This window comes from Brenneria roseae subsp. roseae (genome assembly GCF_003115845.1).
Lineage (GTDB): Bacteria > Pseudomonadota > Gammaproteobacteria > Enterobacterales > Enterobacteriaceae > Brenneria > Brenneria roseae.
Genome location: NZ_KZ819039.1, coordinates 39832 through 65397, shown reverse-complemented (window position 1 = coordinate 65397; position 25566 = coordinate 39832). Strand labels below are relative to the sequence as shown.

24 protein-coding genes are annotated in these 25566 nt (G+C 54.4%); 8 read left to right on the top strand and 16 right to left on the bottom strand.

Going from position 1 to position 25566, the window contains the following annotated elements:
- Window positions 1–23: 23 nt before the first annotated feature.
- The 9 genes from panD to thpR form a co-directional block, all read right to left on the bottom strand.
- Window positions 24–404, bottom strand: a complete 381-nt coding sequence (gene panD / locus DDT52_RS19210; RefSeq protein ID WP_109055840.1) for an aspartate 1-decarboxylase — start codon at window positions 402–404, stop codon at window positions 24–26.
- A gap of 17 nt (window positions 405–421) precedes the next feature.
- Window positions 422–1276 carry a pantoate--beta-alanine ligase gene (panC, locus tag DDT52_RS19205; protein ID WP_136157782.1) on the bottom strand — a complete coding sequence of 285 codons (855 nt, stop codon included), beginning with the start codon at window positions 1274–1276 and terminating at the stop codon, window positions 422–424.
- 36 nt (window positions 1277–1312) lie between these two features.
- Window positions 1313–2107, bottom strand: coding sequence for a 3-methyl-2-oxobutanoate hydroxymethyltransferase (panB, locus tag DDT52_RS19200; RefSeq protein WP_136157781.1), 795 nt, complete (start codon window positions 2105–2107; stop codon window positions 1313–1315).
- Window positions 2108–2255: 148 nt separating this feature from the next.
- Window positions 2256–2753 carry a 2-amino-4-hydroxy-6-hydroxymethyldihydropteridine diphosphokinase gene (gene folK / locus DDT52_RS19195; RefSeq protein ID WP_136157780.1) on the bottom strand — a complete coding sequence of 166 codons (498 nt, stop codon included), beginning with the start codon at window positions 2751–2753 and terminating at the stop codon, window positions 2256–2258.
- Window positions 2753–4162: a polynucleotide adenylyltransferase PcnB gene (gene pcnB, locus DDT52_RS19190; RefSeq protein ID WP_210732746.1), complete on the bottom strand. Its 1410-nt coding sequence runs from the start codon at window positions 4160–4162 to the stop codon at window positions 2753–2755. Before pcnB ends, folK begins: the two co-directional genes overlap by 1 nt.
- 87 nt (window positions 4163–4249) lie before the next feature.
- Window positions 4250–5140 (bottom strand): tRNA glutamyl-Q(34) synthetase GluQRS, encoded by an 891-nt coding sequence (gene gluQRS, locus DDT52_RS19185; protein ID WP_136157803.1) that lies wholly within the window; start codon window positions 5138–5140, stop codon window positions 4250–4252.
- A gap of 196 nt (window positions 5141–5336) precedes the next feature.
- Window positions 5337–5792 carry an RNA polymerase-binding protein DksA gene (gene dksA / locus DDT52_RS19180; protein ID WP_109055835.1) on the bottom strand — a complete coding sequence of 152 codons (456 nt, stop codon included), beginning with the start codon at window positions 5790–5792 and terminating at the stop codon, window positions 5337–5339.
- Window positions 5793–6268: 476 nt separating this feature from the next.
- On the bottom strand, window positions 6269–6976 hold the full coding sequence (gene sfsA / locus DDT52_RS19175) for a DNA/RNA nuclease SfsA (protein WP_136157778.1): 708 nt from the start codon (window positions 6974–6976) through the stop codon (window positions 6269–6271).
- 7 nt (window positions 6977–6983) lie between these two features.
- The gene (gene thpR, locus DDT52_RS19170; RefSeq protein ID WP_136157777.1) at window positions 6984–7526 is read right to left on the bottom strand and encodes an RNA 2',3'-cyclic phosphodiesterase; all 543 of its coding nucleotides are present in this window, start codon (window positions 7524–7526) and stop codon (window positions 6984–6986) included.
- Between the two features lie 90 nt (window positions 7527–7616).
- Here thpR and hrpB point away from each other — a divergent pair, with 90 nt between their 5' ends.
- The 5 genes from hrpB to fhuB all read left to right on the top strand — a co-directional run bounded on the left by hrpB (window position 7617) and on the right by fhuB (window position 16652).
- Window positions 7617–10061, top strand: coding sequence for an ATP-dependent helicase HrpB (hrpB, locus tag DDT52_RS19165; protein ID WP_136157776.1), 2445 nt, complete (start codon window positions 7617–7619; stop codon window positions 10059–10061).
- 102 nt (window positions 10062–10163) lie between these two features.
- Window positions 10164–12638 (top strand): bifunctional glycosyl transferase/transpeptidase, encoded by a 2475-nt coding sequence (mrcB, locus tag DDT52_RS19160; protein ID WP_136157775.1) that lies wholly within the window; start codon window positions 10164–10166, stop codon window positions 12636–12638.
- 186 nt (window positions 12639–12824) lie between these two features.
- Entirely contained in the window at window positions 12825–13622 is a 798-nt protein-coding gene (gene fhuC, locus DDT52_RS19155; RefSeq protein WP_136157774.1) for a Fe3+-hydroxamate ABC transporter ATP-binding protein FhuC, read from the top strand.
- Between the two features lie 2 nt (window positions 13623–13624).
- Complete coding sequence (gene fhuD, locus DDT52_RS19150; RefSeq protein ID WP_136157773.1) at window positions 13625–14545, top strand: Fe(3+)-hydroxamate ABC transporter substrate-binding protein FhuD; 921 nt, start codon at window positions 13625–13627, stop codon at window positions 14543–14545.
- Between the two features lie 139 nt (window positions 14546–14684).
- Window positions 14685–16652 (top strand): Fe(3+)-hydroxamate ABC transporter permease FhuB, encoded by a 1968-nt coding sequence (fhuB, locus tag DDT52_RS19145; RefSeq protein WP_425591567.1) that lies wholly within the window; start codon window positions 14685–14687, stop codon window positions 16650–16652.
- A 1-nt stretch (window position 16653) separates the two neighbouring features.
- On the opposite strand, the gene DDT52_RS19140 is transcribed toward fhuB, so the two are convergent.
- On the bottom strand, window positions 16654–17244 hold the full coding sequence (locus tag DDT52_RS19140) for a LysE family translocator (protein ID WP_136157772.1): 591 nt from the start codon (window positions 17242–17244) through the stop codon (window positions 16654–16656).
- A 139-nt stretch (window positions 17245–17383) separates the two neighbouring features.
- On the opposite strand from DDT52_RS19140, the gene DDT52_RS19135 reads away from it, so the two are divergent.
- Window positions 17384–18841, top strand: a complete 1458-nt coding sequence (locus DDT52_RS19135) for an aminotransferase-like domain-containing protein (protein WP_136157771.1) — start codon at window positions 17384–17386, stop codon at window positions 18839–18841.
- A gap of 97 nt (window positions 18842–18938) precedes the next feature.
- On the opposite strand, the gene DDT52_RS19130 is transcribed toward DDT52_RS19135, so the two are convergent.
- The 3 genes from DDT52_RS19130 to hemL all read right to left on the bottom strand — a co-directional run bounded on the left by DDT52_RS19130 (window position 18939) and on the right by hemL (window position 21067).
- A complete protein-coding gene (locus tag DDT52_RS19130) occupies window positions 18939–19337 on the bottom strand; it encodes a type II TA system antitoxin MqsA family protein (RefSeq protein WP_136157770.1) in 399 nt (132 codons plus the stop codon).
- A 1-nt stretch (window position 19338) separates the two neighbouring features.
- Complete coding sequence (locus DDT52_RS19125) at window positions 19339–19635, bottom strand: type II toxin-antitoxin system MqsR family toxin (RefSeq protein WP_136157769.1); 297 nt, start codon at window positions 19633–19635, stop codon at window positions 19339–19341.
- A gap of 151 nt (window positions 19636–19786) precedes the next feature.
- Window positions 19787–21067 (bottom strand): glutamate-1-semialdehyde 2,1-aminomutase, encoded by a 1281-nt coding sequence (gene hemL, locus DDT52_RS19120; protein ID WP_136157768.1) that lies wholly within the window; start codon window positions 21065–21067, stop codon window positions 19787–19789.
- A 215-nt stretch (window positions 21068–21282) separates the two neighbouring features.
- Between hemL and erpA the strand changes: the two genes are divergently transcribed.
- On the top strand, window positions 21283–21627 hold the full coding sequence (erpA, locus tag DDT52_RS19115; protein ID WP_109055822.1) for an iron-sulfur cluster insertion protein ErpA: 345 nt from the start codon (window positions 21283–21285) through the stop codon (window positions 21625–21627).
- Window positions 21628–21797: 170 nt separating this feature from the next.
- Here erpA and DDT52_RS19110 read toward each other — a convergent pair whose 3' ends face one another.
- The 3 genes from DDT52_RS19110 to mtnN form a co-directional block, all read right to left on the bottom strand.
- A complete protein-coding gene (locus DDT52_RS19110) occupies window positions 21798–22070 on the bottom strand; it encodes a hypothetical protein (protein ID WP_136157767.1) in 273 nt (90 codons plus the stop codon).
- 138 nt (window positions 22071–22208) lie between these two features.
- Window positions 22209–23036 (bottom strand): vitamin B12 ABC transporter substrate-binding protein BtuF, encoded by an 828-nt coding sequence (gene btuF / locus DDT52_RS19105; protein ID WP_136157766.1) that lies wholly within the window; start codon window positions 23034–23036, stop codon window positions 22209–22211.
- A gap of 17 nt (window positions 23037–23053) precedes the next feature.
- Window positions 23054–23752: a 5'-methylthioadenosine/S-adenosylhomocysteine nucleosidase gene (gene mtnN / locus DDT52_RS19100; protein ID WP_136157765.1), complete on the bottom strand. Its 699-nt coding sequence runs from the start codon at window positions 23750–23752 to the stop codon at window positions 23054–23056.
- 120 nt (window positions 23753–23872) lie between these two features.
- On the opposite strand from mtnN, the gene dgt reads away from it, so the two are divergent.
- Complete coding sequence (dgt, locus tag DDT52_RS19095) at window positions 23873–25381, top strand: dGTPase (protein ID WP_136157764.1); 1509 nt, start codon at window positions 23873–23875, stop codon at window positions 25379–25381.
- Window positions 25382–25566: the final 185 nt, after the last annotated feature.

Genomic DNA, 25566 nt, shown 5'->3' with positions numbered 1-25566 from the left:
TGTGTCCACCGCCTTTTTCACGTTCAGGCAACCTGAACCGGAATGGCTTTGGCCTGACGCTGCAATTCGTTATCACCAGAGAAATAGGCGACTTTGGGATGGTGCTCTCTTGCCTGCTCGTCGGACATCTGCACGTAAGAACAGATGATCAGTTTGTCACCCACGCAGGCACAGCGTGCCGCCGCGCCGTTCACAGAAATAATCCGCGAGCCTCTTTCGCCGGGAATGGCATAGGTCGAGAAACGCTGACCATTATCCACGTTGTAAATATCAATCGCTTCATATTCCAGAATGCCGGCGGCATCCATAAAATCCCGATCGATGGCGCAAGAACCTTCATAGTGCAGATCTGCCTGGGTGACTTTTACCCGATGCAGTTTGCCTTGCAGCATGGTACGTATCATCGCTTTGTTACCTCTGTTCATGCAGTCAAATCGACCTGCTGGTTATCAATCAATCGCGCTTTGCCTAACCAGGCGGCCATGAGAACAACCGCACGAGTGCTGGCTGCTGTCAGTGGTTGTAAGGTGTCGGCGTCACGAATAAACAGTTCATCAGGTGTGAAGCCGGCCTGCCGAAGTTTTTCTCCAGCCTGAGTCAGTAAATCATCAATCTGGCGCTCCCCGCTGGCCAACTGCTCAACCACGCCAGCCATCACCTTATTTAGCTGGGGAGCGAGCCGGCGCTCTTCCGGGCTGAGATAGCCGTTACGCGAGCTTAAGGCCAGACCGTCTTTCGCTCGTACAATAGGCACGCCGACAATGCTGATGTCATAGCCCATATCGCTGACAAGCTGACGGATCAAGGCTAACTGCTGATAATCCTTTTCGCCGAAGCAGGCCAGATCCGGTTGCACCATATTGAACAGTTTGCTGACAATGGTGGCAACACCGCGGAAATGTCCGGGGCGGCTGGCGCCTTCCAACATATGGGACAGACCGGGCACTTCGACAAACGTCTGCCCTTCCAATCCGTTTGGATAGATCACATCCGGGCTGGGTGCGAAAACCAGATCCACACCTTTACGATTCAGTTTCTCGCAATCTTCCTGCAATGTCCGGGGATAATGCGCCAGATCATCCTGTCGTTCAAACTGCATGGGATTGACAAAAACGCTGACGATGACAATATCGGCCCGCGCTCTGGCCTCATCTACCAATGTCAGATGCCCGTCGTGCAAATTCCCCATGGTGGGCACCAGCGCAATACGCTTCCCCTCTTGACGCCAGCGACGAATTTCGCGGCGTAGCAGCAGAGGGGTTTCAATAATCAACACGCCTAATACTCCTTAACTTAACAAACACAGCCTGCATTAATGGAAAGAATGTTCTTCGGCTGGATAAATACCTTGTTCAACTTCTTGTACATAGAGGCGGGCGGCGGCGCGAATATCGCCGCTTTGCGCCAGAAAATTTTTGGCGAACTTAGGGGTTTTCTCCCCGGTAATACCCAGGGCGTCATGCATCACCAGAATTTGTCCGTCGGTAACGTTGCCGGCTCCGATACCGATAACCGGAATAGAAAGGGCATCAGTGATGCGTTGCGCCAGAACAACCGGTACGCATTCCAGAACCAGTAGTTGGGCGCCGGCCTGTTCCAGCGCGAGCGCATCCTCAAGCAACTGGTTGGCGGCCGCCTCGTCCCGACCCTGAATTTTGTAACCGCCGAAGATATTAACGGATTGCGGCGTCAAACCCAGGTGCCCGCAAACGGGAACGGCACGTTCGGTCAGCATTTTCACCGTGGGCGCCAGCCAGCTTCCGCCCTCCAGTTTGACCATATTGGCGCCAGCGCGCATCAGCTCTGCGGCCTGGCTAAAGGTTTGCTCGGGTGTGGCGTAACTCATGAACGGCATATCGGAGAGCAGCAGTGCAAAGGGCGCGCCGCGACGAACGCAGCGTGTGTGGTAAACAATGTCATTGATGGTGACGGGCAGCGTTGAGTCATGTCCCTGTAATGTCATACCCAGGGAATCGCCAATCAGCATCACTTTGATTCCCTGTTCATAGAACAGGCGAGAGAAGCTGGCGTCGTAAGCGGTAATCGAAGCAAATTTCCGCTTTTCTTGTTTCCATTGGCGCAAGTGGGAGATGGTCGTCGGTTTCATGACAGTCTTCCTATGTCAATAGGGCGAAGAATGAAAGGCGATCATTCTAATGGAAGCTGGCGTGCAGGGATATACCCTTATCTTACAAGTTGCTGTTGTAAATCGGGGAAAACGTGCGGTGGGACATGGTGGGCTGAGTTGGCACGGTTCAATCGTGGTTATCGTTATCCCACAGCGTCAAGCCGTTGCGATCGACATGGGCAAGACGCTGAGAAAGCGGCTCGCCATCGGGGAAAACCAGATCCGGCGCGATCTCTGCGAGCGGATACAACATGAACTCGCGATTTTTCATATCGTAATGCGGAACCGTCAGGCGCGCCGTATGAATCACGGCGTCGCCGAACAGCAAAATATCCAGATCCAAGGTGCGCGGTCCCCAACGATGTTCCTTGCGCTCACGCCCCTGCTCAAGCTCAATCTTCTGCGTATGGTCAAGCAACCGTTCAGCGTTCAGACCGGTTTCCAGTGCGACGACCGCGTTGAGGTAATCCGGCTGGTTTTGCGGGCCGAGCGGGCGGCTACGGTAAAACGAAGAGCGATTGACTACCCGGGTGAGTGGGACATTATCCAGCGCCGCTAGCGCGGTCCGCACTTGCCGTAACGGTTGTGCCAGATTGCTGCCCAGCGCCAGATAAACGCAGGTCATCAGGTATTTTCTCTGTGAGCCGTCGGTTTGCGTGGACGACGGGGCCGTGAGCGACGGTGAGCGGTTGGGCCATCATCCAGTGATTTCAGCATATTTTGCTGTTGCGGCGGTGCGGCAACCTGAAACTCGCCCCACCATGCGGCCAGACGCAGTAGTTCCTGATGGTTTTCTATTTCAGCACGCAGGCAAAGCAGATCATAGGCGGCGCGGAATTTCGGATGTTCCATCAGCTTATACGCACGTTTTCCCTGGCGGCGCGACAAACGCAGTTGCAGTTGCCAGATATCCCGTACTAAAGACGTAATACGTTTAGGAATAGCCAGTGAACGGCATTGTTCGTCCAGCACATCGTTCATTGCCAGCGAAAAGGCATCGAAATACGCCAGACCGCTTTCCTGCGCCAGCTTTTGCGCATGCTCGATCAGCGGATACCACAGCATGGCGGCGAACAGGAACGCCGGGTTAACGCGCATACTGTTTTGCAGACGTTGGTCGGTATTTTTCAGAACCTGCTCGACCATACGTTCCAGCGTCGTGTCACCGGCTTCGGTAAAGTGACGGCTAATCAGCGGGAACAGCGGCTGGAATAACTGATATTCGCACAGCATTTTGTAAGTGGGGTAGCCGTAACCGGTTTGCAGCAGTTTCAGCGACTCTTCAAACATACGGGCTGCCGGTATATCGTGCAGCAAGGCCGCCAGCCGGGGGATCGGTTGTGCGGTTTCAGGGCTGATGGTCATCCCCAGTTTGGCGGCAAAACGCACGGCGCGCAGCATCCGCACGGGATCTTCACGGTAGCGGGTTTCCGGATCGCCAATCATGCGAATGATACCCTGACGCAGGTCATTCAACCCATTGGTATAGTCACGGACGGTGAAATCGGCAATGCTGTAATACAGGCTGTTGATGGAAAAATCACGACGCTGAGCGTCTTCTTCAATCGAGCCAAAAATATTGTCGCGCAGTAGCATGCCGCTCTGGGCTTGCTGGGCGGAATTCTTGATTTCCTGCTGTTCCTGATGCTGGTCGTGATGGCCGCGGAATGTCGCGACTTCAATCACCTCTGCGCCAAACATCACGTGAGCCAGACGGAAACGGCGGCCGACCAAACGACAGTTGCGGAATAGCTTACGAACCTGTTCTGGCGTCGCGCTGGTGGTGATATCAAAATCTTTAGGCTTTTTGCCCAGCAGCAGATCACGAACGCCGCCTCCGACCAGATAAGCCTCGTAGCCCGCTTTGTTCAGGCGATAAAGTACCTTCAGCGCGTTATCGCTGATGTCACTGCGTGAAATATTATGCTGGTCACGCGGGATCACCGTCAGATACCGACGCGGCTCCTCGGGTTCGACCGTTTCGTTCTCACGATTCAGTACTTTACGGCAAAAATTAGCGACTCGGGTAAAGATAATACACCTCGATAGTGATGGATAAATAAAGGTACGCCACGAAAAATAGCGGCTAATCATAGCTCACCAGACTCTCTTTGAGAATGATCATGTGATCTCTGACAGATTTATTGCTGCTTTCACGGGGATTTTATCAAGCGACCACTGTGCGACAGACCACTCAAGCAGCGCCGGGAGCGTCAAATCCTGCCAGCTTTCCGGTAACGGCTGATGCAGGAATTGCAACGCGGCGGCCAGAATCGGTCGCGGATCGCTATCCGGCAGCGCAGGGGCATGATTTTGTTTGGAGAGTTTCTGTCCCGCGACATTCAGCACCAGTGGCAGATGAACGTAATCCGGCTCCTGATACCCTAACTGACGATAGAGCGCGATTTGTCGTACGGTTGGTTCAATCAGATCGGCGCCGCGCACGATCTCCGTGATCCCCTGTTCATGATCGTCTACGACGACGGCCAGATTATAGGCAAACAGCCCGTCCCGACGATGAATGATGAAATCTTCTTCAGCCAGTGCGCGATCGGCATGGATATCGCCGCGCAGGCGGTCATGAAAGTGGAAAACGGGGGTTGTCTGCCGTAAGCGGACGGCGGCCTGATGCGCAGGGAGACCCAGATCGCGGCAATGGCCGTCATATTGACCACCCAGTTGCCGGATACGGCTGCGAGTACAGGTGCAGTAGTAGCTTAATCCGCGTTGTTGAAGTTGACGCAGTGCTTCGAGGTAGAGAGCATGCCGCTGTGATTGATAGACGACCTCGCCATCCCAATGCAGGCCGTAATGTTCCAGTTGAGAGAGAATGCGGGATGAGGCGCCGGGAATTTCACGGGGAGGATCGATATCTTCAATGCGCACCAGCCAACGTCCGCATCGGGCCCGAGCCTGAAGGTAACTGCCCAGCGCAGCTATCAGTGAGCCGAAATGCAGATCGCCGGAAGGAGAGGGGGCAAAACGCCCAATATAATGGTTTGTTTCAGACATACCAGCCATAAATGTGTACACCGGGTCGGGTATACGAATGCTAACACGTTGAGTGGTACTGAAAAGCGCAGAGTAAAGAAACCACACCGATCAAAACCTATTTGATCGCCACAATCATGGGGTTGGAAAGCCTATGCCATAAAGCCTGTCCCTGCGTACGTATCCACGCTCGCAGGGCAGGCTTTTGAATGGATAGTTAACCCGCCATTTGCTTTTCGCGTATTTCTGCCAGTGTCTTGCAGTCAATACACAAATCAGCGGTTGGGCGCGCTTCCAGACGGCGGATGCCGATCTCTACGCCACAGGATTCACAGAAACCAAAGTCTTCATCTTCGATTTTTTGCAATGTTTTTGCGATCTTCTTGATCAGCTTACGTTCACGGTCGCGGTTGCGCAGTTCAAGGCTGAATTCTTCTTCCTGAGCGGCACGATCCACGGGATCGGGAAAATTAGCTGCTTCATCACGCATATGCGATACAGTACGATCCACTTCGTCCCTGAGTTGGTTGCGCCATGCTTCAAGAATACGCTTGAAATGAGCCAGCTGAGCGTCGTTCATATACTCTTCGCCCGGCTTCTCCTGGTACGGCTCTACTCCGGCAATTGCGAGAATGCTCAGAGAAGATGTCTTACGGTTTTGCCCTTCTTGCATGTTGCTTCTCCTACATAACACGACACGCACTATACCCTGCTTATTTGAAGTTACCGCGTTGTCGGTCACAATAAAGGTCGGCTTCTTTCACTTATCCAAATGACTTATCTTGATAAGCTATCCGGCGTCCCTCCGCTTGCTGCCCGACCGTAACTTCAATCACTTTGGGTATATCGATCCCCTAAGGGGGAAAAACAGGCCGCTATAAATAGCAGATGGAGATTAGGTTGGCAATGGTTCCTGACACCGGCCTGATAAAGTGTGAGGAACAACGGATTATCATCAGATGATAAACAACGTGTTAGCGTGTTATAGCGATGCTCACTTTATTTATCTCCTATACCCTTCATCTTGCTGGTTGCAGGTGGGTTGGCGGCTTTACCCGGTCCATCCGGGACCGCTGCCAGCCGCGTTCAAATCTGCTCCTGGCCGATTTGTCACTCACCCGGGAGACGGCGTGAATGCCCGTCATAACGCTATTGGGTATATAAAGGCAACTTATGCGTAAGCCTGATGCCATCAGGGGATAATGTGGAGGCATAACATAAAATTTCAACCCCTTTCCGTTGTGCCTCCGTGAATAATTCGGCATAGCGTGGATCAATATGCCGAGCGGGAGAAACCTGCGCTATCCCTGAGTGCAGTACGGCGAAGAACAGAACGGCCCGCTCACCATGGGTTACGACCTGTTGCAATTCACGCAGATGCTTCTGACCCCGGAGGGTAACCGCATCGGGAAAATAACCACATCCATGTTGCAATAATGTGACAGACTTTACCTCAATATAGCAGTTAATCTGGTCTGCCGCCTGCAAGAGCAGATCGATACGGCTGTTTTCCGTGCCATATTTCACTTCGGTCTTGACCGTCGTGTAGCCGGCCAGCTCCGCTATCCGGTTTGTCGACAAGGCTTCGTGCAATAACGTGTTGGCGCGCAGCGTGTTGACACAAATCCATTCATTTTGTTGTGTTTCCGTCAGTTCCCAACTGTGGGGATATTTCCGTTTCGGATTATCGGATGTGGAATACCAGACGGTGTCTCCCGGCGTAGCGCAACCCGTCATCGCTCCCGTATTGGCGCAGTGCAGCGTAAGCATTTCGCCCTGCGGGGTGATGACGTCGGCAAGAAAGCGTTTGTAGCGTTTAATCAGCCTGGCCGGCTGTAGGCGAGGAGTAAATTGCATGTGTATCCTATCGTGAGAGAGGCTTGACCAGTGGCCAGCTTGCCAATGTTTGATAGCGGGTTCTGCCATTTTCAAACAGAGACTGGTAAAGCGAGAAATGATCCATTTTTATCGACCAGCTGAAATCTGCAGGCGGTAAGGCGACCGGTCTGGTCGCTCCGCGTAACAGGGTGATATGAGGATGGAAGGGCTGGGATGTCTGATAACAGCCATTACGGGCAGCCTGCGACCGTAACAACTCGGCCAACTGCAACAATCCTCGCGGTGCCTGCCGGCATCCTATCCAGACCACGCCGGGACGAGGCCACTGTCCGGCGTCGTTCAGGTTTACCGTAAATGCCGGCTGGCTGATCCGCCCCGCCAGTGTGCGCAACACCTGTTCTTTTTGTTCGCTCACTTCCCCCAGGAAGGCCAATGTCAGATGAAGGTTAGCGGCGGCTACCGGACGGCCGGCTTCAGCCAGGAAATGTTCAGCGCGCCAGCGGATAATGTCCTGCTGGATTTTTTCTGGCAGCGATAAGGCAAAAAACAGTCGGCGGGTGACGCGCATGTCTATCTCTCTGTTCTGATTCCATCCGGTGCTACTTTCATTCGATGCTACAATGCTCACCGCTGAAAGTTAACCTTTACGGAGATTTCTGTGATTTTACCGCCCGTCAGCGCCGTATTCGATGATGTGATCTCGGCGCTGCATACTTCACCTCAGGTGTTGCTCTCGGCTCCCACCGGCGCCGGGAAATCAACCTGGCTGCCGCTACAGTTGCTTCAACAGGGCAATCTGCACGGACGGATCATCATGCTCGAACCCCGTCGGCTGGCGGCAAAAAGCGTCGCCTGGCGGCTGGCCCGGCAATTAGGTGAAAAGCCGGGCCAGACGGTAGGTTACCGCATGCGGGCGGAAAGTCGGGTCGGTGCTTCGACGCGTCTGGAAGTGGTCACGGAAGGGATGTTGACGCGTTTATTGCAGCAGGATGCTGAGTTGAAAGATATCGCGCTGGTCATTCTGGATGAGTTTCATGAGCGCAGCCTGCAGGCCGATCTGGCGCTGGCGTTATTGTTGGATGTGCAACAAGGGCTGCGTGAGGATTTGAAACTGCTGATTATGTCCGCCACGTTGGATAATACGCGGCTTTCAGCCCTGCTGCCGGCCTCGGCCTGCGTGGTATCCGAAGGTCGAAGCTATCCGGTCGAACGTCATTATATTCCCTTGAACAGTCAGGAACGGCTGGAAGAGGGCGTTGCTCGTCAGGTCAGGCGACTGATGACGGAACAGACGGGATCGCTGTTGCTGTTTTTGCCCGGCGTCGCCGAAATTAAACGTGTTCAGGCATTGTTGAAAAGCAATATAACGGATGACGTGGATCTCTGTCCGCTGTACGGCGCGTTGACGCTGGCAGAGCAGCAAAAAGCCATCCTGCCGTCTGACCCCGGTCGCCGTAAAGTGGTATTGGCGACCAATATTGCGGAAACCAGCCTGACCATTGAAGGTATTCGTCTGGTTGTGGATTGTGGTCTGGAGCGGGTTGCGCGTTTCGACGTGAAAAGCGGATTAACCCGGCTGGTTACGCAGCGTATCAGTCAGGCTTCCATGGTGCAACGCGCCGGACGTGCCGGGCGCTTAAGCCCGGGGGTGTGCTGGCATCTCTGTTCGCGTGAGCAGGCTGAACGCGCTGCGGCGCAAAGCGATGCCGAGATACTCAGCAGCGATCTGAGCAGTTTCTGGCTGGACCTGTTGCAATGGGGCTGTACGGACGTGGAGCAGCTTACGTGGCTGGATACGCCGCCGTCATCCGCTTTGCAGTCTGCCCGCAATTTGTTGAGACAGTTGAAGATTACCGACAGTCAGGACCGGCTGACTTCCGAGGGGCGGCAGATCGCCTCGCTGGGGTGTGATGCGCGGCTGGCAACCATGTTGTTTGCCGCCCTCCGGCAAGGCGACGATGCGCTGGCGACGGCAGGGTGTCTGGCGGCGATTCTGGAAGAACCGCCCCGTAGCGGGTCGATCAACCTGATGGATTGGCTGCATCGGCCGCTGCCGCATTGGCAGCGCCGCGGACAGCAACTGACGCGCCGCCTGGCGTCGGTATCCGGTCGTATTGATACGGCGTGGGCCGCCTGGCTACTGGCGCAGGCCTTTCCCGATCGCATCGCCCGGCGGCGCAGTCAGGATGGTCGCTATCAGTTGGCTGGCGGCATCGGGGCCATGATGTCGCCAGATGAGGCGTTGTCCGGCACCGAGTGGCTGTTGGCGCCGGCGCTGCTACAGAACAACCAGTCGGCGGATGCGCGCATTCTGCTGGCTTTGCCACTGGAAATAGATCAACTGGTACAGCAGTTACCCATGTTGGTGAGTGAACATAACGTCGTGCAGTGGGATGAGGAAAAAGGTACGCTGCGCGCCAGCAGATGCCGTCAGATTGGTAACCTGATATTACAAACGCGCCCGCTGACGAAACCTTCTGATGAAGAGCTACAGCAGGCCATGCTGTGCTGGCTGCGGGAACAAGGGCTATCTCTGTTGAATTGGGAACCTGCGGCGGTGCAGCTTCGCGCCCGCGTGCAGTGCGCCCGGCAATGGCTGCCTGAGGTTGACTGGCCGCCGATGGATGATGAAACGTTGCTGGCTACGCTGGAATCATGGCTGCTGCCTTCTTTGGCCGGCGTGCGTGATTTGCGCGCGTTACGGCAGGTGAATCTCAGTGAAGCATTGATGCGTTTGCTGGACTGGCCCCTGCGACAACGGCTGGATAGTGCGTTGCCGACCCATTACACTGTGCCAGGCGGTAGCCGGTTGCCTATCGCCTATTATGACGATAAACCGCCGGTGCTGTCGGTACGGCTACAGGAAATGTTTGGCGAACGGCAGAGTCCGCTGCTGGCGGAAGGGCGTGTTGCGCTGGTTTTGGAACTTTTATCGCCGGCCCAACGTCCATTACAGATTACGCGTGATTTGGCCGCGTTCTGGCAGGGCGCCTATCGTGAAGTGCAAAAAGAGATGAAAGGGCGTTATCCCAAACATGTCTGGCCGGACGACCCGGCAAATGCGATGCCGACCCGGCGTACGAAGAAATACCAGCATCACTAATTTCAGACGTTTCCGCTTCCTTGAAATGTGCGGCGGAAACAGAGTAGACGGCTTGAGCGCAAAGCAGGTGGCCGTTAACAACCTGACGGAGAAGTAACAGTAATGTCTCGGGATGATCGCGAACCTATCGGGCGCAAAGGAAGAGCGTCAGGACGGAAACCTACGCGTAAGCAGGCCGTAAGGCGTCGTAGGGACGATGACTATGATGATGATTATGAAGATTATCAGGACGACTTTGACGACGACGATGGCTATGACGATGAGGAAGAGATGACGCAGAAACCGCGTAAGAAACGACGCTGGCTGGGGCTTTTTATCAAGCTCTCTCTGGTGCTTGCGGTCGTGCTGGCGATTTATGGCGTGTACCTTGACAGCCAGATCCGTAGCCGTATTGAAGGCAAGGTATGGCAATTGCCTGCGGCGGTGTATGGCCGCATGGTTAACCTTGAACCAGGCATGTCTTATAACCAGAAAGAGATGATCAGCCTGCTGGAAGGCATGCAGTACCGTCAGGTCAGTCGTATCACCCGACCGGGTGAATTCAGCGTTCGGAGCAATACCATCGAAATGCTGCGGCGTCCGTTCGATTTTCCGGATGGCAAAGAAGGGCAGATCCGCGCGCGCCTGACGTTTAATAACGATCGTCTGGCGCAGATCCAGAATCTGGAAAACCAGCGCAATTTCGGCTTCTTCCGCCTCGATCCGAAGTTGATCACCATGATGCAGTCGCCGAACGGCGAGCAACGTCTGTTTGTGCAGCGGTCCGGATTCCCCGATCTGCTGGTGGATACGCTTATCGCTACCGAAGATCGCCACTTCTACGAGCATGACGGGATCAGCCTGTATTCGATCGGTCGGGCGTTTTTGGCGAATATTACCGCCGGACGCGCCGTACAGGGAGGCAGTACCCTGACGCAGCAATTGGTGAAAAACCTGTTTCTGACCAATGAGCGTTCTTTATGGCGCAAAGTCAACGAAGCCTATATGGCGTTGATCATGGATTATCGTTACAGCAAAGATCGCATTCTGGAACTGTATCTCAATGAGGTCTATCTCGGTCAGAGTGGTAACGATCAGATCCGCGGTTTCCCGCTGGCCAGCCTTTATTACTTTGGCCGTCCGGTCAACGAACTGAGCCTCGATCAGCAGGCGCTGCTGGTGGGCATGGTAAAAGGCGCGTCGTTGTATAACCCGTGGCGTAACCCGCAGATCACGCTGGAGCGACGCAATCTGGTATTGCGTTTGCTACAGAATCAGCAGGTGATTGACGCCGATCTGTACAATATGTTGAGCGCCCGTCCGCTGGGTGTGCAGCCTAAAGGCGGGGTCATCAGCCCGCAGCCAGCCTTTATGCAGGTGGTGCGTCAGGAATTGCAGCTGCGGCTGGGCGATAAGATTAACGATCTGTCGGGCGTAAAAATCTTCACCACGCTGGATCCCGTCTCTCAGGATGCGGCAGAAAGGGCGGTGGAAGAGGGGATCCCGGCGTTAAGAGCGGCGCGTAACGTCAACGATCTGGAATCGGCGGTGGTGATTGTGGATCGCTTTAGCGGTGAGATCCGTGCGATGGTCGGCGGTTCGCAGACGCAATACGCCGGATTTAATCGTGCATTGCAGGCCCGTCGGCCGGTGGGTTCTCTGGCGAAGCCGCCAACCTATCTGACGGCATTAAGCCAACCCGACGTTTATCGCCTGAATACCTGGCTGGCGGATGAACCCTTGTCGCTCAAGCAGCCGAATGGACAACTGTGGCAGCCGAAAAACTACGATCGTGAATTCCGCGGCCGGGTGATGCTGGTTGACGCGCTGGCGAATTCTCTGAACGTCCCGACGGTGAATCTGGGTATGGCCGTTGGTCTGGATCAGGTCACCGCGACGTTGAAGCGTTTGGGCATTCCCGACAACGTCATTCAACCGGTGCCGGCAATGCTGCTGGGGGCCATCAGTCTGACGCCAATGGAAGTCGCGCAGGAATACCAGACGATCGCCAGCGGGGGAAATCGCGCACCGCTGTCCGCGTTACGCTCGGTGATCGCGGAAGACGGCAACGTGCTGTATCAAAGTTTCCCACAGGCGGAACGTGCGGTTCCGGCCCAGGCGGCTTATCTGACGTTGTACGGTATGCAACAGGTGGTCGCGCGGGGCACGTCGCGTTCACTGGCGGTTAAATTCCCGAATTATCATCTGGCGGCCAAAACCGGTACGACCAACGATCTGCGTGATAGCTGGTTTGCCGGGGTCGATGGTAAAGAAGTGGCGATCACCTGGGTCGGGCGCGATAACAATGGTCCGGCGAAGCTGACGGGGGCAAACGGTGCGCTGACGATTTATCGTCGCTATCTGGAAAATCAGACGCCTTTGCCGCTGATGCTGACTCCGCCGGAAGGGATCACCACCATGACGGTCGACGCCAGTGGCAACTTCATCTGTAACGGCAGCGGCGCCGGACGCGTGCTGCCGGTCTGGACGGATAATCCACAGGCGTTGTGCCAGGCCAGCCAACCGCAGGCTCCGCAGCAAGAGCAGCAGGATGGCGAGGGCGTGGCTGACTGGATCAGGCAAATGTTTGGTCAGTAACGGTTTATTCCCCCGGATTTTCCGGGGGTTTTTGGGCGCCTGTTTCAATCCTCCCATGCGGTAAATTTCTTGCGGGGACGATTCCGTTAAGCCTATTATGCAACCTTTATAATAATCATTATCGTTTACTTTTTTCCTGATAACGGTTGCATCTTTTCCCTGATTGTCATTGAAAACCAAAACGTTATGCAAAATCAAAATCGATTGCCTGATACGACGTTCAGACTGGATGAGGTGAGTTTTTCCGTCACCGGTCGTACGTTACTGCATCCATTGTCGCTGACCTTTCCCGTCGGTAAAGTCTGTGGTTTGATTGGACACAATGGTTCAGGGAAATCCACGCTGTTGAAAATTCTGGGGCGCCACCAGCCCGCCAGCAGTGGCAATGTGCTGTTGGGCGAGCAAGCTGCCGCCAACTGGGACAGTAAATCCTTTGCCCGTCAGGTTGCCTACCTGCCCCAGCAACTGCCGGCGGCGGAAGGTATGACGGTACGCGAGCTGGTGGCGATAGGGCGTTACCCATGGCATGGCGCGCTGGGACGTTTCGGTAGTGCCGATCGGGAAAAAGTTGACGAAGCGATTACGCTGGTCGGGCTAAAAGCGTTCGCCAATCGTCTGGTCGACAGTTTGTCCGGCGGTGAACGGCAGCGCGCCTGGCTGGCGATGACGGTGGCGCAGGACAGTGGTTGTCTGTTACTGGATGAACCCACCTCCGCGCTGGATATTGCCCATCAGGTCGAGGTGCTGGCGCTGATTCAACGGATGAGCCGGGAGCGTGGATTGACAGTGATAGCTGTCTTGCATGATATCAATATGGCGGCTCGCTACTGTGATTATCTCGTCGCATTGCGCGGCGGGGAAATGATCGCCCAGGGTGAACCGGCTGCTTTGATGCAAAGCGACGTGCTGGAAAATATCTACGGCATCCCGATGGGAATCTTGCCTCATCCCGGCGGCGGTGCGCCGGTAAGTTATGTTTGCTGACGATGTCTGATTTACTGCCTTCTGCGACGTTGCCGGATCACGGGCGTCGTCGTCTATTGACCGCGTTGCTGCTGTCCCCCCTGATGTATTGTTCAGCCGGTCAGGCGGCTACTTATCCCGATCTTAACCGGATTGTCGCACTCGAATGGTTACCGGTGGAGTTGCTGATGGCGCTGGGGGTGATGCCACTGGCTATTGCGGATAAACCGAACTATCGCCTGTGGGTGAATGAACCGGCACTCCCCGAACGTGTGATTGACGTAGGGTTGCGTACCGAACCGAATCTGGAACAACTGACCCAGTTGAAACCGTCACTTATTCTGTATTCTGAAGGCTATGGTCCCTCGGTGGAAAAGATGACCCGTATCGCGCCCATTATGGGGTTCGGTTTCAGTGACAATCAGGGCAAACCGTTGAGCGTGGCCAGGGCATCGCTGATCAAGCTGGCGAATGCGCTGGGGATGCCTGATGCGGCGGAACGACATTTAGCGCTGCTCTCACGATTCATACAGCAGTCGACGACCAGACTACACCCCTATACTCAACGCCCGCTATTGCTGATATCGCTGCTGGATTCGCATCATGCGCTGGTCATCGGTAAAAACAGCCTGTTTCAGGAAGTCATGGATCATATTGGCATTGAAAACGCATGGAAGGGCGAAACCAATTTCTGGGGCAGTGCCGTGGTCGGTATTGAGCGTCTGGCTGAAATCAACAATGCGCATGTGCTCTGTTTTGAGCATGGCGATAGCGCTCTGATCGAGCAGGTCGCCCGTAGCCCGCTCTGGCAGGCCATGCCCTTTATCCGGGAACGGCGTTGGCAGCAGGTGCCTGCGGTTTGGTTGTATGGCGGTACGCTGTCGGCAATGCGTTTTGCTCAGGTTCTGGCGCAGGCACTGGAGGATCGGCGTGACATCCGTTAAAAAATCTCCGGGAGAGATTTTCAACGCCGCTGGCGGCGGCCCTAAGGGTGACGGGCAGGACGCCCGTCATAAAAAATCTCCGGGAGAGATTTTCAACGTCGCTGGCGGCGGCCCGAACGCTCGTCATAAAAAACAGGCGTTGCCCATCCTGCTGATCGGCGTGCTGCTGGCGATAGCGCTGGGTCTGGGCGCTTACAATTTGCAGCGTCAGTTGCCCATGATGCTGTGGCCGCAAGGATTCTGGCGGCCTGATACCGACGATATCCGTCAATTACTGTTTCACTATACGTTGCTGCCGCGCATGGCGATTGCCCTGCTGGTCGGCGCCGGTCTGGGATTGTGTGGCGTCTTGTTCCAGCAGGTGTTGCGTAACCCGTTGGCGGAACCTTCGACGCTGGGGATTGCGGCAGGCGCGCAGCTTGGCATCACGGTGGTGACGCTGTGGGCGGTGCCGGGTGGCATAGCGGTTCAACAGATTGCCGCAATGGCAGGCGCGTTGGCGGTGGGCGCTCTGGTTTTTGGGGTCGCCTGGGGAAAACGGCTCTCGCCGGTTACGTTGATACTGGCTGGACTGGTGTTGAGTTTTTACTGCGGCGCGGTGAACCAGCTATTCGCACTGTTTCACCATGATCAACTGCAAAATTTGTTTTTATGGAGCAGCGGTGCGCTGAATCAGCAGGATTGGAGCAACGTTCAGTTTGTTCTTCCGCGCCTGCTGGTCTGTTTCTGTCTGACATTACTGTTGCTGCGGCCACTGACTCTGCTAGGGCTGGATGATGGCGTGGCGCGTAATTTGGGCCTCGGTCTGTCGCTGGCGCGATTGAGTGCGCTGGGCGTGGCAATTTTCCTGAGTGCGCAATTAGTGAACGCGGTGGGGATTATCGGCTTTATCGGGCTGTTCGCGCCCCTGCTGGCCAAAATGCTGGGCGCCAGACGCCTGTGGCATCGCCTTTGGCTGGCGCCGCTATTGGGCGCGTTGCTGTTGAGCGTCGCCGATCAGGCGGTGATTTGGCTGACTGACGTATGGCGTGAAGTGCCCACGGGGGCCGCCACGGCGTTGCTGGGGGCTCCGTTATTGCTGTGGCTGCTGCCTCGCCTGCGTAACAATGGGTCGCCCGCGATGATGGATAGGGCTGGCGCATCCGTTAATGAACGTCGCCAATGGGGATGGTGGCTTTTGCTGGGCAGCGCGTTGCTGATTGCGGTGACGCTGGTGGCGCTGCTGCTGGGGAAAAATGCGCAGGGATGGCACTGGAGCAACGGTGAGCTGTTGATGGAACTCTTGCCGTGGCGTTGGCCGCGTGTTTTGGCGGCGCTGGCGGCGGGAATGATGTTGGCGGTAGCGGGAACGTTGATACAGAAGCTGACCGGCAATCCGATGGGAAGCCCGGAAGTGCTGGGGATCAGTTCGGGGGCGTCATTTGGCGTTGTTGTCTTGTTGTTTTTTGTCCCCGGTAATGCATTTATCTGGCTGCTTCCTGCGGGTAGCGCGGGAGCGGCGTTAACGCTGCTGATCATGGTGATCGTCGCGGGACGAGGCGGGTTTTCCACGCAGCGCATGCTGTTGGCGGGGATTGCCTTAAGCATGGCCTTCACCACGGTGATTACGCTGCTGTTGGCTAGCGGCGATCCGCGTATGGGAAATGTGTTGACCTGGTTGTCGGGTTCGACCTATGCCGTGGAAGCCGCTGACGCGGTGAGGACTGCCGCGATCGCCGTCGTGCTGTTGCTGGTGGTGCCGCTGTGTCAGCGCTGGCTGCGTATTCTGCCATTGGGTACGACGACGGCGCGTGCGCTGGGGGTCGCCGTCACGCCGGTGCGCCTGCTGGTGCTATTACTGGCCGCGGTACTCACCGCGATGTCGACGATGTTGGTGGGGCCATTGAGCTTTGTTGGCCTGATGGCGCCACACCTGGCGCGAATGTTGGGATTCAGTCGCGTTATTCCACAGCTTGGTTGCGCCGCACTGATTGGGGGCGGGCTGATGGTCATGGCCGACTGGTGCGGCAGAATGGTACTGTTCCCGTATCAGATACCGGCAGGGCTGCTGGCGACCTTTATTGGTGCGCCATACTTTATTTATCTGCTACGCAGGCAGGTGACGTAGGTTACTTGGTGACATTGATCGCCTCCATCAACATCCAGAGGGTGGTGATCACCAACGACAGCGCCATAACGCCGTTGAACCACCGCAGTTTCCAGGGTTGCTGAAGGTGCCTGCCGATTCGATCGCCAAGTGCCGCCCACACCAGAATGCAAGGCAGGTTTAGCGCCATAAAAGCGAACATGATCGTGAAAATGCCGCTGCTGGCCGTATAGAGCAGCGCCACGTTACTGGACATAATCCAGGCTTTGGGGTTGACCGCCTGGAACAGCGCGCCTTGAAGCAGGGTCATCGGCTGGTTTTTATCGTGTAACTCCGGCGCGGACGATCGTACAATTTTCCAGGAAAGCCACAGCAGATAGGTACACCCCAATACGGTGAGCGGCAGTCTTACCGCGCTCATCCAGCTCAGCAACAGTTCCAGCGCCACGCCCATCAGCGCCGTTTGCACCCCGCAACCAATCAGAATGCCCATTAGCATTGGCACCGTGCGCCGTATGCCAAAATTGACGCCGGAGGTCGCCAGCAGCAGGTTGTTGGGACCGGGGGTAATCGACATGACGGTGACATAGCTGAAGAAAGAGGGATCGAGCATAGTGCTTTCCTTTTAAACTGAATGAGAGCACTCATGATAAGTGGAATGATGGCTATGGTAACAGACACACAAAAATACTATTGTAATGAGTACAGATAGCATTAATCATTAATTGTACCCATCGATTGGCGAGGTGATTGTGTCCATTGTCGACCCGCAGGAAAGTACGCTTTATCAACAGCTGGCTGAAACTTTTGCTACGGCGATCCATCAGGGAACCTGGTTACCGGGGAGCCGTTTACCCGCAATCCGCCGCGTAGCGGGATCGCATCAGGTGAGTGTGAATACGGTGCTCAATGCCTGGCGCATTCTTGAGGATCGCGGTCTGATCGAAGCCCGTCCGCAGTCAGGCTATTTCGTGCGCGGACGTCTGCCATCGCTGACGAAAACCCGACAGCATCGTGCGCAGGTCATCACGCCCGGCAGTGAAAAACTGGACCTGATTGATACGGTCTTTGCCGCGCAAAATCATCCCGATTATCTCAATATCTCGCTTGCCTGCCCGCAGAATAGCGATTTTTATCCTACTGCGAAGCTCAGTCGGATTACCGCTTCGCTACTGCGCCGCCATCCCGGCATGATTGGCCGCTATGCCTTGCCGCCGGGCAGTGAGCGCCTGCGGCGAGAGGTGGCCCGGCGATCGATGGATTCAGGCATGGCGCTGAATAGTGATGATATTACGGTGACCCACGGCTGCATGGAAGCGTTGCAGCTGGCGTTGCGAGCCGTGACCCAGCCGGGTGATTGTGTCGGTCTGGAGACGCCAACCTATTTTTATCTGTTCCCGCTGCTCGCTAGTCTGGGGTTGAAAACGGTGGAGATCCCGACCGATCCGCAACGCGGGCTGTCACTGGATGCTCTGGAGATGCTGCTTTCAGAGCAACGGCTTCAGGCGATCGTTGCCATGCCTAATGTACAGAATCCACTGGGTTGCAGTATGACGCTGGAGGATAAAAAGCGTCTGGCGAAGCTGGTGAACGATTATCAGGTCCCGCTGATAGAGGATGGTTTGTATGGCGAGCTCCAGTTTAACTGGCCGCTTTCTCCGGCGGTCAAGGCGTTCGATCGCCACGGGTGGGTGATCTACTGCTCCAGCTTTACGAAAACCCTGGCTCCCGATTTTCGAATTGGCTGGGTGGCCGCCGGACGATTCAGTGCGGCAGTGGCGCGACTTAAAGCCGTGTCGTCAATGGCGGAGTCGGCTCTGCTATCAGAGACGCTGGCGCAATTTCTGGAATCAGGCGGATACGATCACCATCTGCGAACGTTGCGCCGTCGCTATGCGACTCAATTGGATGAAGCCCGCGGGCTGATCGCCCGCCATTTTCCTCAGGGCACCCGCGCCACGCAACCGCAGGGCGGCTTTGTCTTCTGGCTGGAGATGCCGGGCAACGTAGACGGTGTCGCGCTGTTTCATCATCTGTTGCAGGAGAAGATCTGTGTGACGCCCGGTGCGCTCTACACGTTGAGCGACCGCTGTAAACATGCGATTCGCCTTTCCTGTTGTTACCCTTTTGATGAGCGTTACACCTATGCGTTAAAACGGGCGGGCGCACTGGCTTGTGAAATGAGCGGTATTGCGCCGGGCAACGAATAGATCCACTGACAATGGGCGTGGTTGGCGCGAAATAACATCAGGATGATCGCAAGAAGAGATGTTTATGCCGGGCTACACACCCGGCGCCGGACAGATTTTAATTACGGATCTCACTGAGTAGTTCAGGATGGCGATCGAGGACTTTTAGCAATTTGATCGTTGAAGGATGGGGTTGCGCTTTTCCTTTTTCATAGCGTGAAAACGCATTCACACCACCGCCAAATATTGCGCTGGCCTCACGCTGTGTCAAATCTAACTTTTTACGAACCTTCACAATATATGCTGGCTCAACCGTTTCGGCGATAACCGAATTTTTGAAATCAGCGATTTTTGCCAAATAGGCCGCCGACTCTGTTTTGTTCATGATGACTTCATGACACACAGTGCAATGCAGACCATCAATAGCGGGCAAAACTGTCTTTTTCCCACGAAATGAGTACGGAACGTCTTTTGCACCCTGTACTAATTCGGCACCGCCACAGTTAGGGCATTTCATATTATTTCTCCTTAAATGAGACGATTAGTACCCCATTGATAACCGTGATTTTTACGTAGATCCTGACACCATCTACCAGCGGACGATACACGTCATGCCAAACCGTGTGATCATGGTATGTCGTCATGCTTTTGTAAAAATCCTGAGTAGTCAACGCGGATATCACATTGCACATGCCGTCAAAATCCATCCCCAACAGATCCGCATCGTTCAACGCTGAATTAGTTGCTCTAACATTTGCCTGAGCTACCAGTGCCTTGACAATATGCAGTCGGGTATGGGGAGTCCGTTTTTCCATATTCCGCATCCATACTTAATGTTATCGTCGAATTTTAACCTATTAGGTGTATTTTTCAATGAGAGATACACCTAATAGGTTAGGGGGTGAGTCTAATAGACGGCGCCAGAGAGATGACGCCGTTGGAAAACAGGGTAAAACTCAGGCCGCTTTACAACCGTGCAAAGCAGAACTGCGCTGCTTCGATAGTGCGGTCAATATCCTGATGGCTATGAGCAAGAGACATAAAACCCGCTTCGAAGGCGGACGGCGCCAGATAGACGCCTTCATCCAGCATCATATGGAAAAATCGCTTAAAGCGTTCCACATCACACTGCATCACATCCTGATAGCAGGTCACGCTTTCTGCATCGGTAAAGAACAGACCGAACATGCCGCCCGCCTGATTGATAACCAGTGGAATATTTTCCGCTTTGGCGGCGGACAGAAGACCTGCTGCAAGCCGTTGCGTCAGTTCAGTCAGTTTCTGATGCACGCCGGGTTTGGCCACTTCCGTCAGGCAGGCAAACCCTGCCGCCATCGCAATCGGATTACCGGAGAGCGTTCCCGCCTGATAAACCGGGCCGGTTGGCGCCAGCGCCTGCATCACTTCTCGTTTGCCGCCGAATGCGCCAACGGGCATACCGCCGCCGATGATTTTTCCCAGACAGGTCAAATCAGGCTGAACGCCATAGTGGGCCTGAGCGCCCGCCAGCGCCACACGGAAACCGGTCATCACTTCATCGATGATTAACAGAGCGCCGAATTCGTCGCACAGCGCGCGCAGCCCCGGCAGGAATTCCGGCAGCGGCGGCACGCAGTTCATATTGCCGGCGACGGGTTCGACAATAACGGTGGCAATCTCCTCTGGGTATTGCTCAAAGGCGGAACGCACCGAGGCCAGATCGTTGTAGGTGCAGGTCAGCGTGTGGCGGGCGAAATCCGCCGGTACGCCGGGTGAATTCGGCTGGCCCAGCGTCAGGGCGCCGGAACCGGCTTTCACCAGCAGACAGTCTGCATGTCCGTGATAGCAGCCTTCGAATTTGATGATTTTATCGCGTCCGGTAAAGCCGCGCGCTAAACGAATGGCGCTCATGGTCGCTTCTGTACCCGAGTTCACCATGCGCACCATATCCATGGTCGGCACCAGCGAGGTCACCAGCCGCGCCATCTGGACTTCCATCTCCGTCGGCGCGCCAAAACTCAATCCACGTTCGGCGGCGGCGATGACCGCCTGACGAATGGCCGGGTGGTTATGTCCCAATATCATCGGCCCCCAGGAGCCCACGTAATCAATGTAGGATTTGCCATCGGCATCGTAAAGATAGGCGCCGTCTGCCCGTTCGATAAACAGAGGAACGCCGCCAACGCCGTTAAATGCACGTACCGGCGAGTTGACGCCGCCCGGGATGAGTTGCTGTGCCGCGGCATACAAACTTTCAGATTTGTTCATTAAGTGGGTCCTGACGTTGCGTTTAGCATGAGAAGTAGGGCCATTCTAATAAACTGACCGCCGTTATGAAATCTTTGTACGGATATCGTTGGTGAATGTCAGCCGGTGACGATTAATTGAACAAAAGATGTCAAATCTTGAACGTTTTAGTCTACTGCTGGATAATAAGCGTATGATTGGGTGTGTATGACGACCCTGAGTTGGGAGTAAAAGAGATGAGCGACGATATAGCATTGCCACTGCAATTTACCGATGCGGCAGCAAACAAAGTGAAAAACCTGATTGCTGATGAAGAAAATCCTGAGCTGAAACTTCGGGTTTATATTACTGGTGGCGGTTGCAGCGGCTTCCAATACGGTTTTACCTTTGATGATCAAATCAATGAAGGCGACATGACCATTGAAAAACAGGGCGTGGCACTGGTGGTAGATCCGATGAGCCTGCAATATCTGGTGGGTGGTTCGGTTGACTACACCGAAGGGTTGGAAGGGTCGCGTTTTGTTGTCACTAACCCGAATGCGAAAACCACGTGCGGCTGCGGTTCTTCTTTCAGTATCTGATAAAACCTTCAACGGATAAAAATAAAACCCGTGTGGCCTGAATAGGCACACGGGTTTTTTACATATGAATGGACATTTTTATCGGTGACAGATAGGGCAAAACTATAGCGGTAAAGATTGAAGCACATATTGGTTATCAGTGGGTATGGTCATGCGGGAGGGCCGGGGGTTTACCATTCAACCGTAATCAGATGTATTTCCACATTGTTTGCTGTTGTCGCCGCCGATGTTGTTATCCGTTCAGTCAGTACGCGTGACTCGGTTATTCTGGGCTGAGACACGGAAGCCACATTACATTGCATCTGATACTGGTCGTCCTGCAACTCAACGCCACATGAAGGCAGAATGGTTAACCGGGCGTTAATTTGCCCACTATTATTTCCTGCATAAGCAGAACCACAGACTGCCAGAAGCAAGCCTGCGTAAAGCAATGCCTTTTTCATTTTCAAATTACCTGGTGTTAAAAAAGAACCGATTACGGTTCAAAATAGTGCTATTCGTTTTTGCCCTGCTTTTGGCGTTTTCGCCGGGTGGTTTAGTTTGTTTCCCACCATTTTTTTGCTCAGGCTATAGGCACAACATTACCCTATTTTTGGCAAAGCGGATAATTGCTGACAAATTTGCTGCGCCGCCAGCAATAAACGGGGCCCGCTACGATTAAACCAATCTTCATTAACCGCAATAACCGGGACGCTGAGCTGGGGTTTCCAGAAAGCTTGCGTATTGGCAATCGCAGATGCTGAACCACTGATGATAATGACCTGCGGTGAGCGCATCAATACCTGCTCCCGACTGACCTGCGGCCAGGGCACCGGGCTGTCGTTAAAAATATTCTGCGCGCCACACAGTGACACAACCTGACTTTGCAGCGTGTCTTTCGCTGAAGTAAAAAGCGGCTGGGAACCAAACTGCATAAAAACACGCAGCGGTGGACGCGGTTCACCCGTGGGGAGCCTGCTGGCGTAGCGCTGCCGCAAGTCCGTGATTTGCTGGCGAAGCCCGGCGGCGGTTTTTTCTGCCACCTCCGGGTGGCGACTGTATGTTGCCAACTGTTGCAGCGCGGCAGGAATATCTTCCAGCGTTTTAGGATCAAGGTAAACGATGGGAATACCAAAATTGGCCAACTGCTCCAGCGGCCTTTGCGGGTTACCTTCACGCCAGGCCAGAATGAGATCGGGTTTGAGCGCAAGGATCCGTTCCAGATTGATCCCCTGCCAGGAAGCCACCTGCTCCAGTTTTTTCGCTTCGGGTGGATAGTCCGACCAGGTGCTGACCGCAACCAATTGTTCCCCCATTCCTGCCGCATAAGCGATCTCCGTGGCATGAGGCGCCAGACTGATCACGCGTTGAGGCGCGGCGTGTGCCGCCGCCAACAGGGAAAAAAACAGGATACCCAGCAGGCGGAGCATCCATCGCTTCAGCAACATTAGCGCTTAGCCAACGCTTGCAACATGGTTTCGACCATACGGGTAGATTGTTCGGCGGCCACGGCCAGGAACGCATCGAAACTCAAGTGCGATTCCTGATCGGCAACGTCGGAAATGGCACGCACGATAACAAAAGGCACGCCAAACTGGTGGCAAACATGCGCCACGGCGGTCGCTTCCATTTCTACGGCGATGGCCTGCGGGAAGGTGTGACGGATGCGAGCCAGCGGCGCGGCGCCGTTGATAAAGGCGTCACCGCTGACGATCAGACCGCGTACCGCGTTCAACTGGAGTTTCGTAATCGCATTTTGAGCCAGCGTGATTAACTCTTCATCGGCGATGAACGCCGCAGGACAACCCGCCATCTGACCCGGTTCGTAGCCAAACGCGGTAACATCGGCATCGTGATAGCGAACTTCATCGGAAACCACAATGTCGCCAACTTTCAGCGTAGACGCGAGTCCGCCTGCGGAACCGGTATTAATCACCACGTCCGGCTGACAATGTTCCAGCAACAATGTGGTGCCCAGCGCGGCGGAGACTTTGCCGATACCGGACTTCAGTAATGCGACATCGACACCGTTTAACTGCCCACGGTAGATTTCACATCCGGCGCGCTGCAAGGTCTGACGGTTTTCGATGCGATCGCGTAAAAGAATCACTTCTTGTTCCATAGCGCCGATAATGCCGACTTTCATAAAGATCCCCACAAAATTTGTTATAAATAGCACGAGTATGACGTCAAGCTAGTCTATCATGGCTGGCAAGGGTAAATGGAGCGTGTGAACTGACGTTAGCGGTATAACATGGAGAATCCTATGTCTGATATCGATTTTGCGAAGAAGATAAGCTTTCAGCGACCTTTCAGTGCCGAGATTATTGCCGAGGATGAATATGCCGTCATTCGTCAGTTTGAAAGCGATCGTGGACGTATCGTCAATTCGGCCGCCATCCGCCGTCTACAGCAAAAAACGCAGGTTTTCCCGCTGGAGCGCAATGCCGCCGTGCGTTCACGACTGACGCACTCCATGGAGGTTCAACAGGTAGGGCGTTACATTGCCAAAGAGATTCTTCATCGCCTGAAAGAAACAAACCGACTTAAAGCGCTGGGATTGGAAAACATGCAAACCCCGTTTGAAAGTATGGTGGAAATGGCGTGTCTGATGCATGACATCGGCAACCCGCCTTTTGGACATTTTGGTGAATCCGCAATTAATAACTGGTTCTGCCAGTTAATGGACATTACCTCTCTTGATGAAGAGGCGACTCATGAAGATCGGTGCCGGGTCGATTTCTTGCGTATGCAGGATGACGGGTTGAATGAATTACGCGGCAGGATTCGGCAGGATCTCAGTCATTTTGAAGGCAATGCGCAGGCTATTCGCATGGTGCATACCTTACTTAAACTGAATCTGACCTACGGTCAGGTTGGCTGCATATTGAAATATACCCGTCCTGCTTACTGGTGCGAAAAAATCCCCGCTGAATACAACTATCTGATGAAAAAACCGGGGTATTATCTGGCGGAGGAAGCGTTTGTTTCCCGGTTGCGTGACGAATTATCCATGGGTGAATTTCACCGTTACCCGCTGACCTACATTATGGAGGCTGCGGACGATATCTCTTACTGCATTGCCGATTTAGAAGACGCGGTAGAAAAAGATATTCTCACTATTGAACAACTCCACGATCGTCTGCGTGACGCCTGGGGAGAAGTGCGAACCGGGGATCTGTTTGCCAAAACGGTGGGCCGGGCGTACGAGGGGCGCGAGCGTCAGCCGTGGCGCAGTATGAACGATCAATTTTTTATGAACCTTCGGGTGAATACCGTGGCCAAAATGGTGCCGCATGCTTCACAGCGGTTTATCGATAATTTGCCGGCAATCTATGCCGGATCGTTTAATCATGCCCTGCTGGAAGATGGCAGCCCGCAAAACCGGCTGTTGAAAATATTCAAAAATGTTGCGCTGAAACACGTTTTTAATCACTACGAAGTGGAACAACTGGAGTTACAGGGATATCGGGTGATCCGTGGACTATTGGATATTTATAGTCCGCTGCTTGAGATGTCATATCAGGATTTCAGCCAACTCGTAAAAGAAGATCACCACAAGCGTTACCCTATCGAAACCCGGCTGTACCATAAATTATCCAGCAAACACTGCCTGGCTTACCGTGAAGCCGTGGAGAAACTTGCAGGATTGTCTTTCAAAGAACAAGAGATTCGCGAGTACTACTATCGTGCCCGTTTGATTCAGGACTATATCAGCGGTATGACTGATTTATATGCTTATGATGAGTATCGGAGATTGATGGCGGCGGAATAAGCACTTTTGTAAAGAGGTTCAATATTTTCTTACGCTTCATCTTCTTCTCCGGATGAACTTTGTTAGTCCATATTTATCTCATACAGCACGACCACTGCATGTATCCGCTGTCTTCAGGCGGCAGTGTACCGGCGGCATTTGTTTGCCGCTTTCCTGCTTTTTGACTGCGACCGGGTATAAAAGGC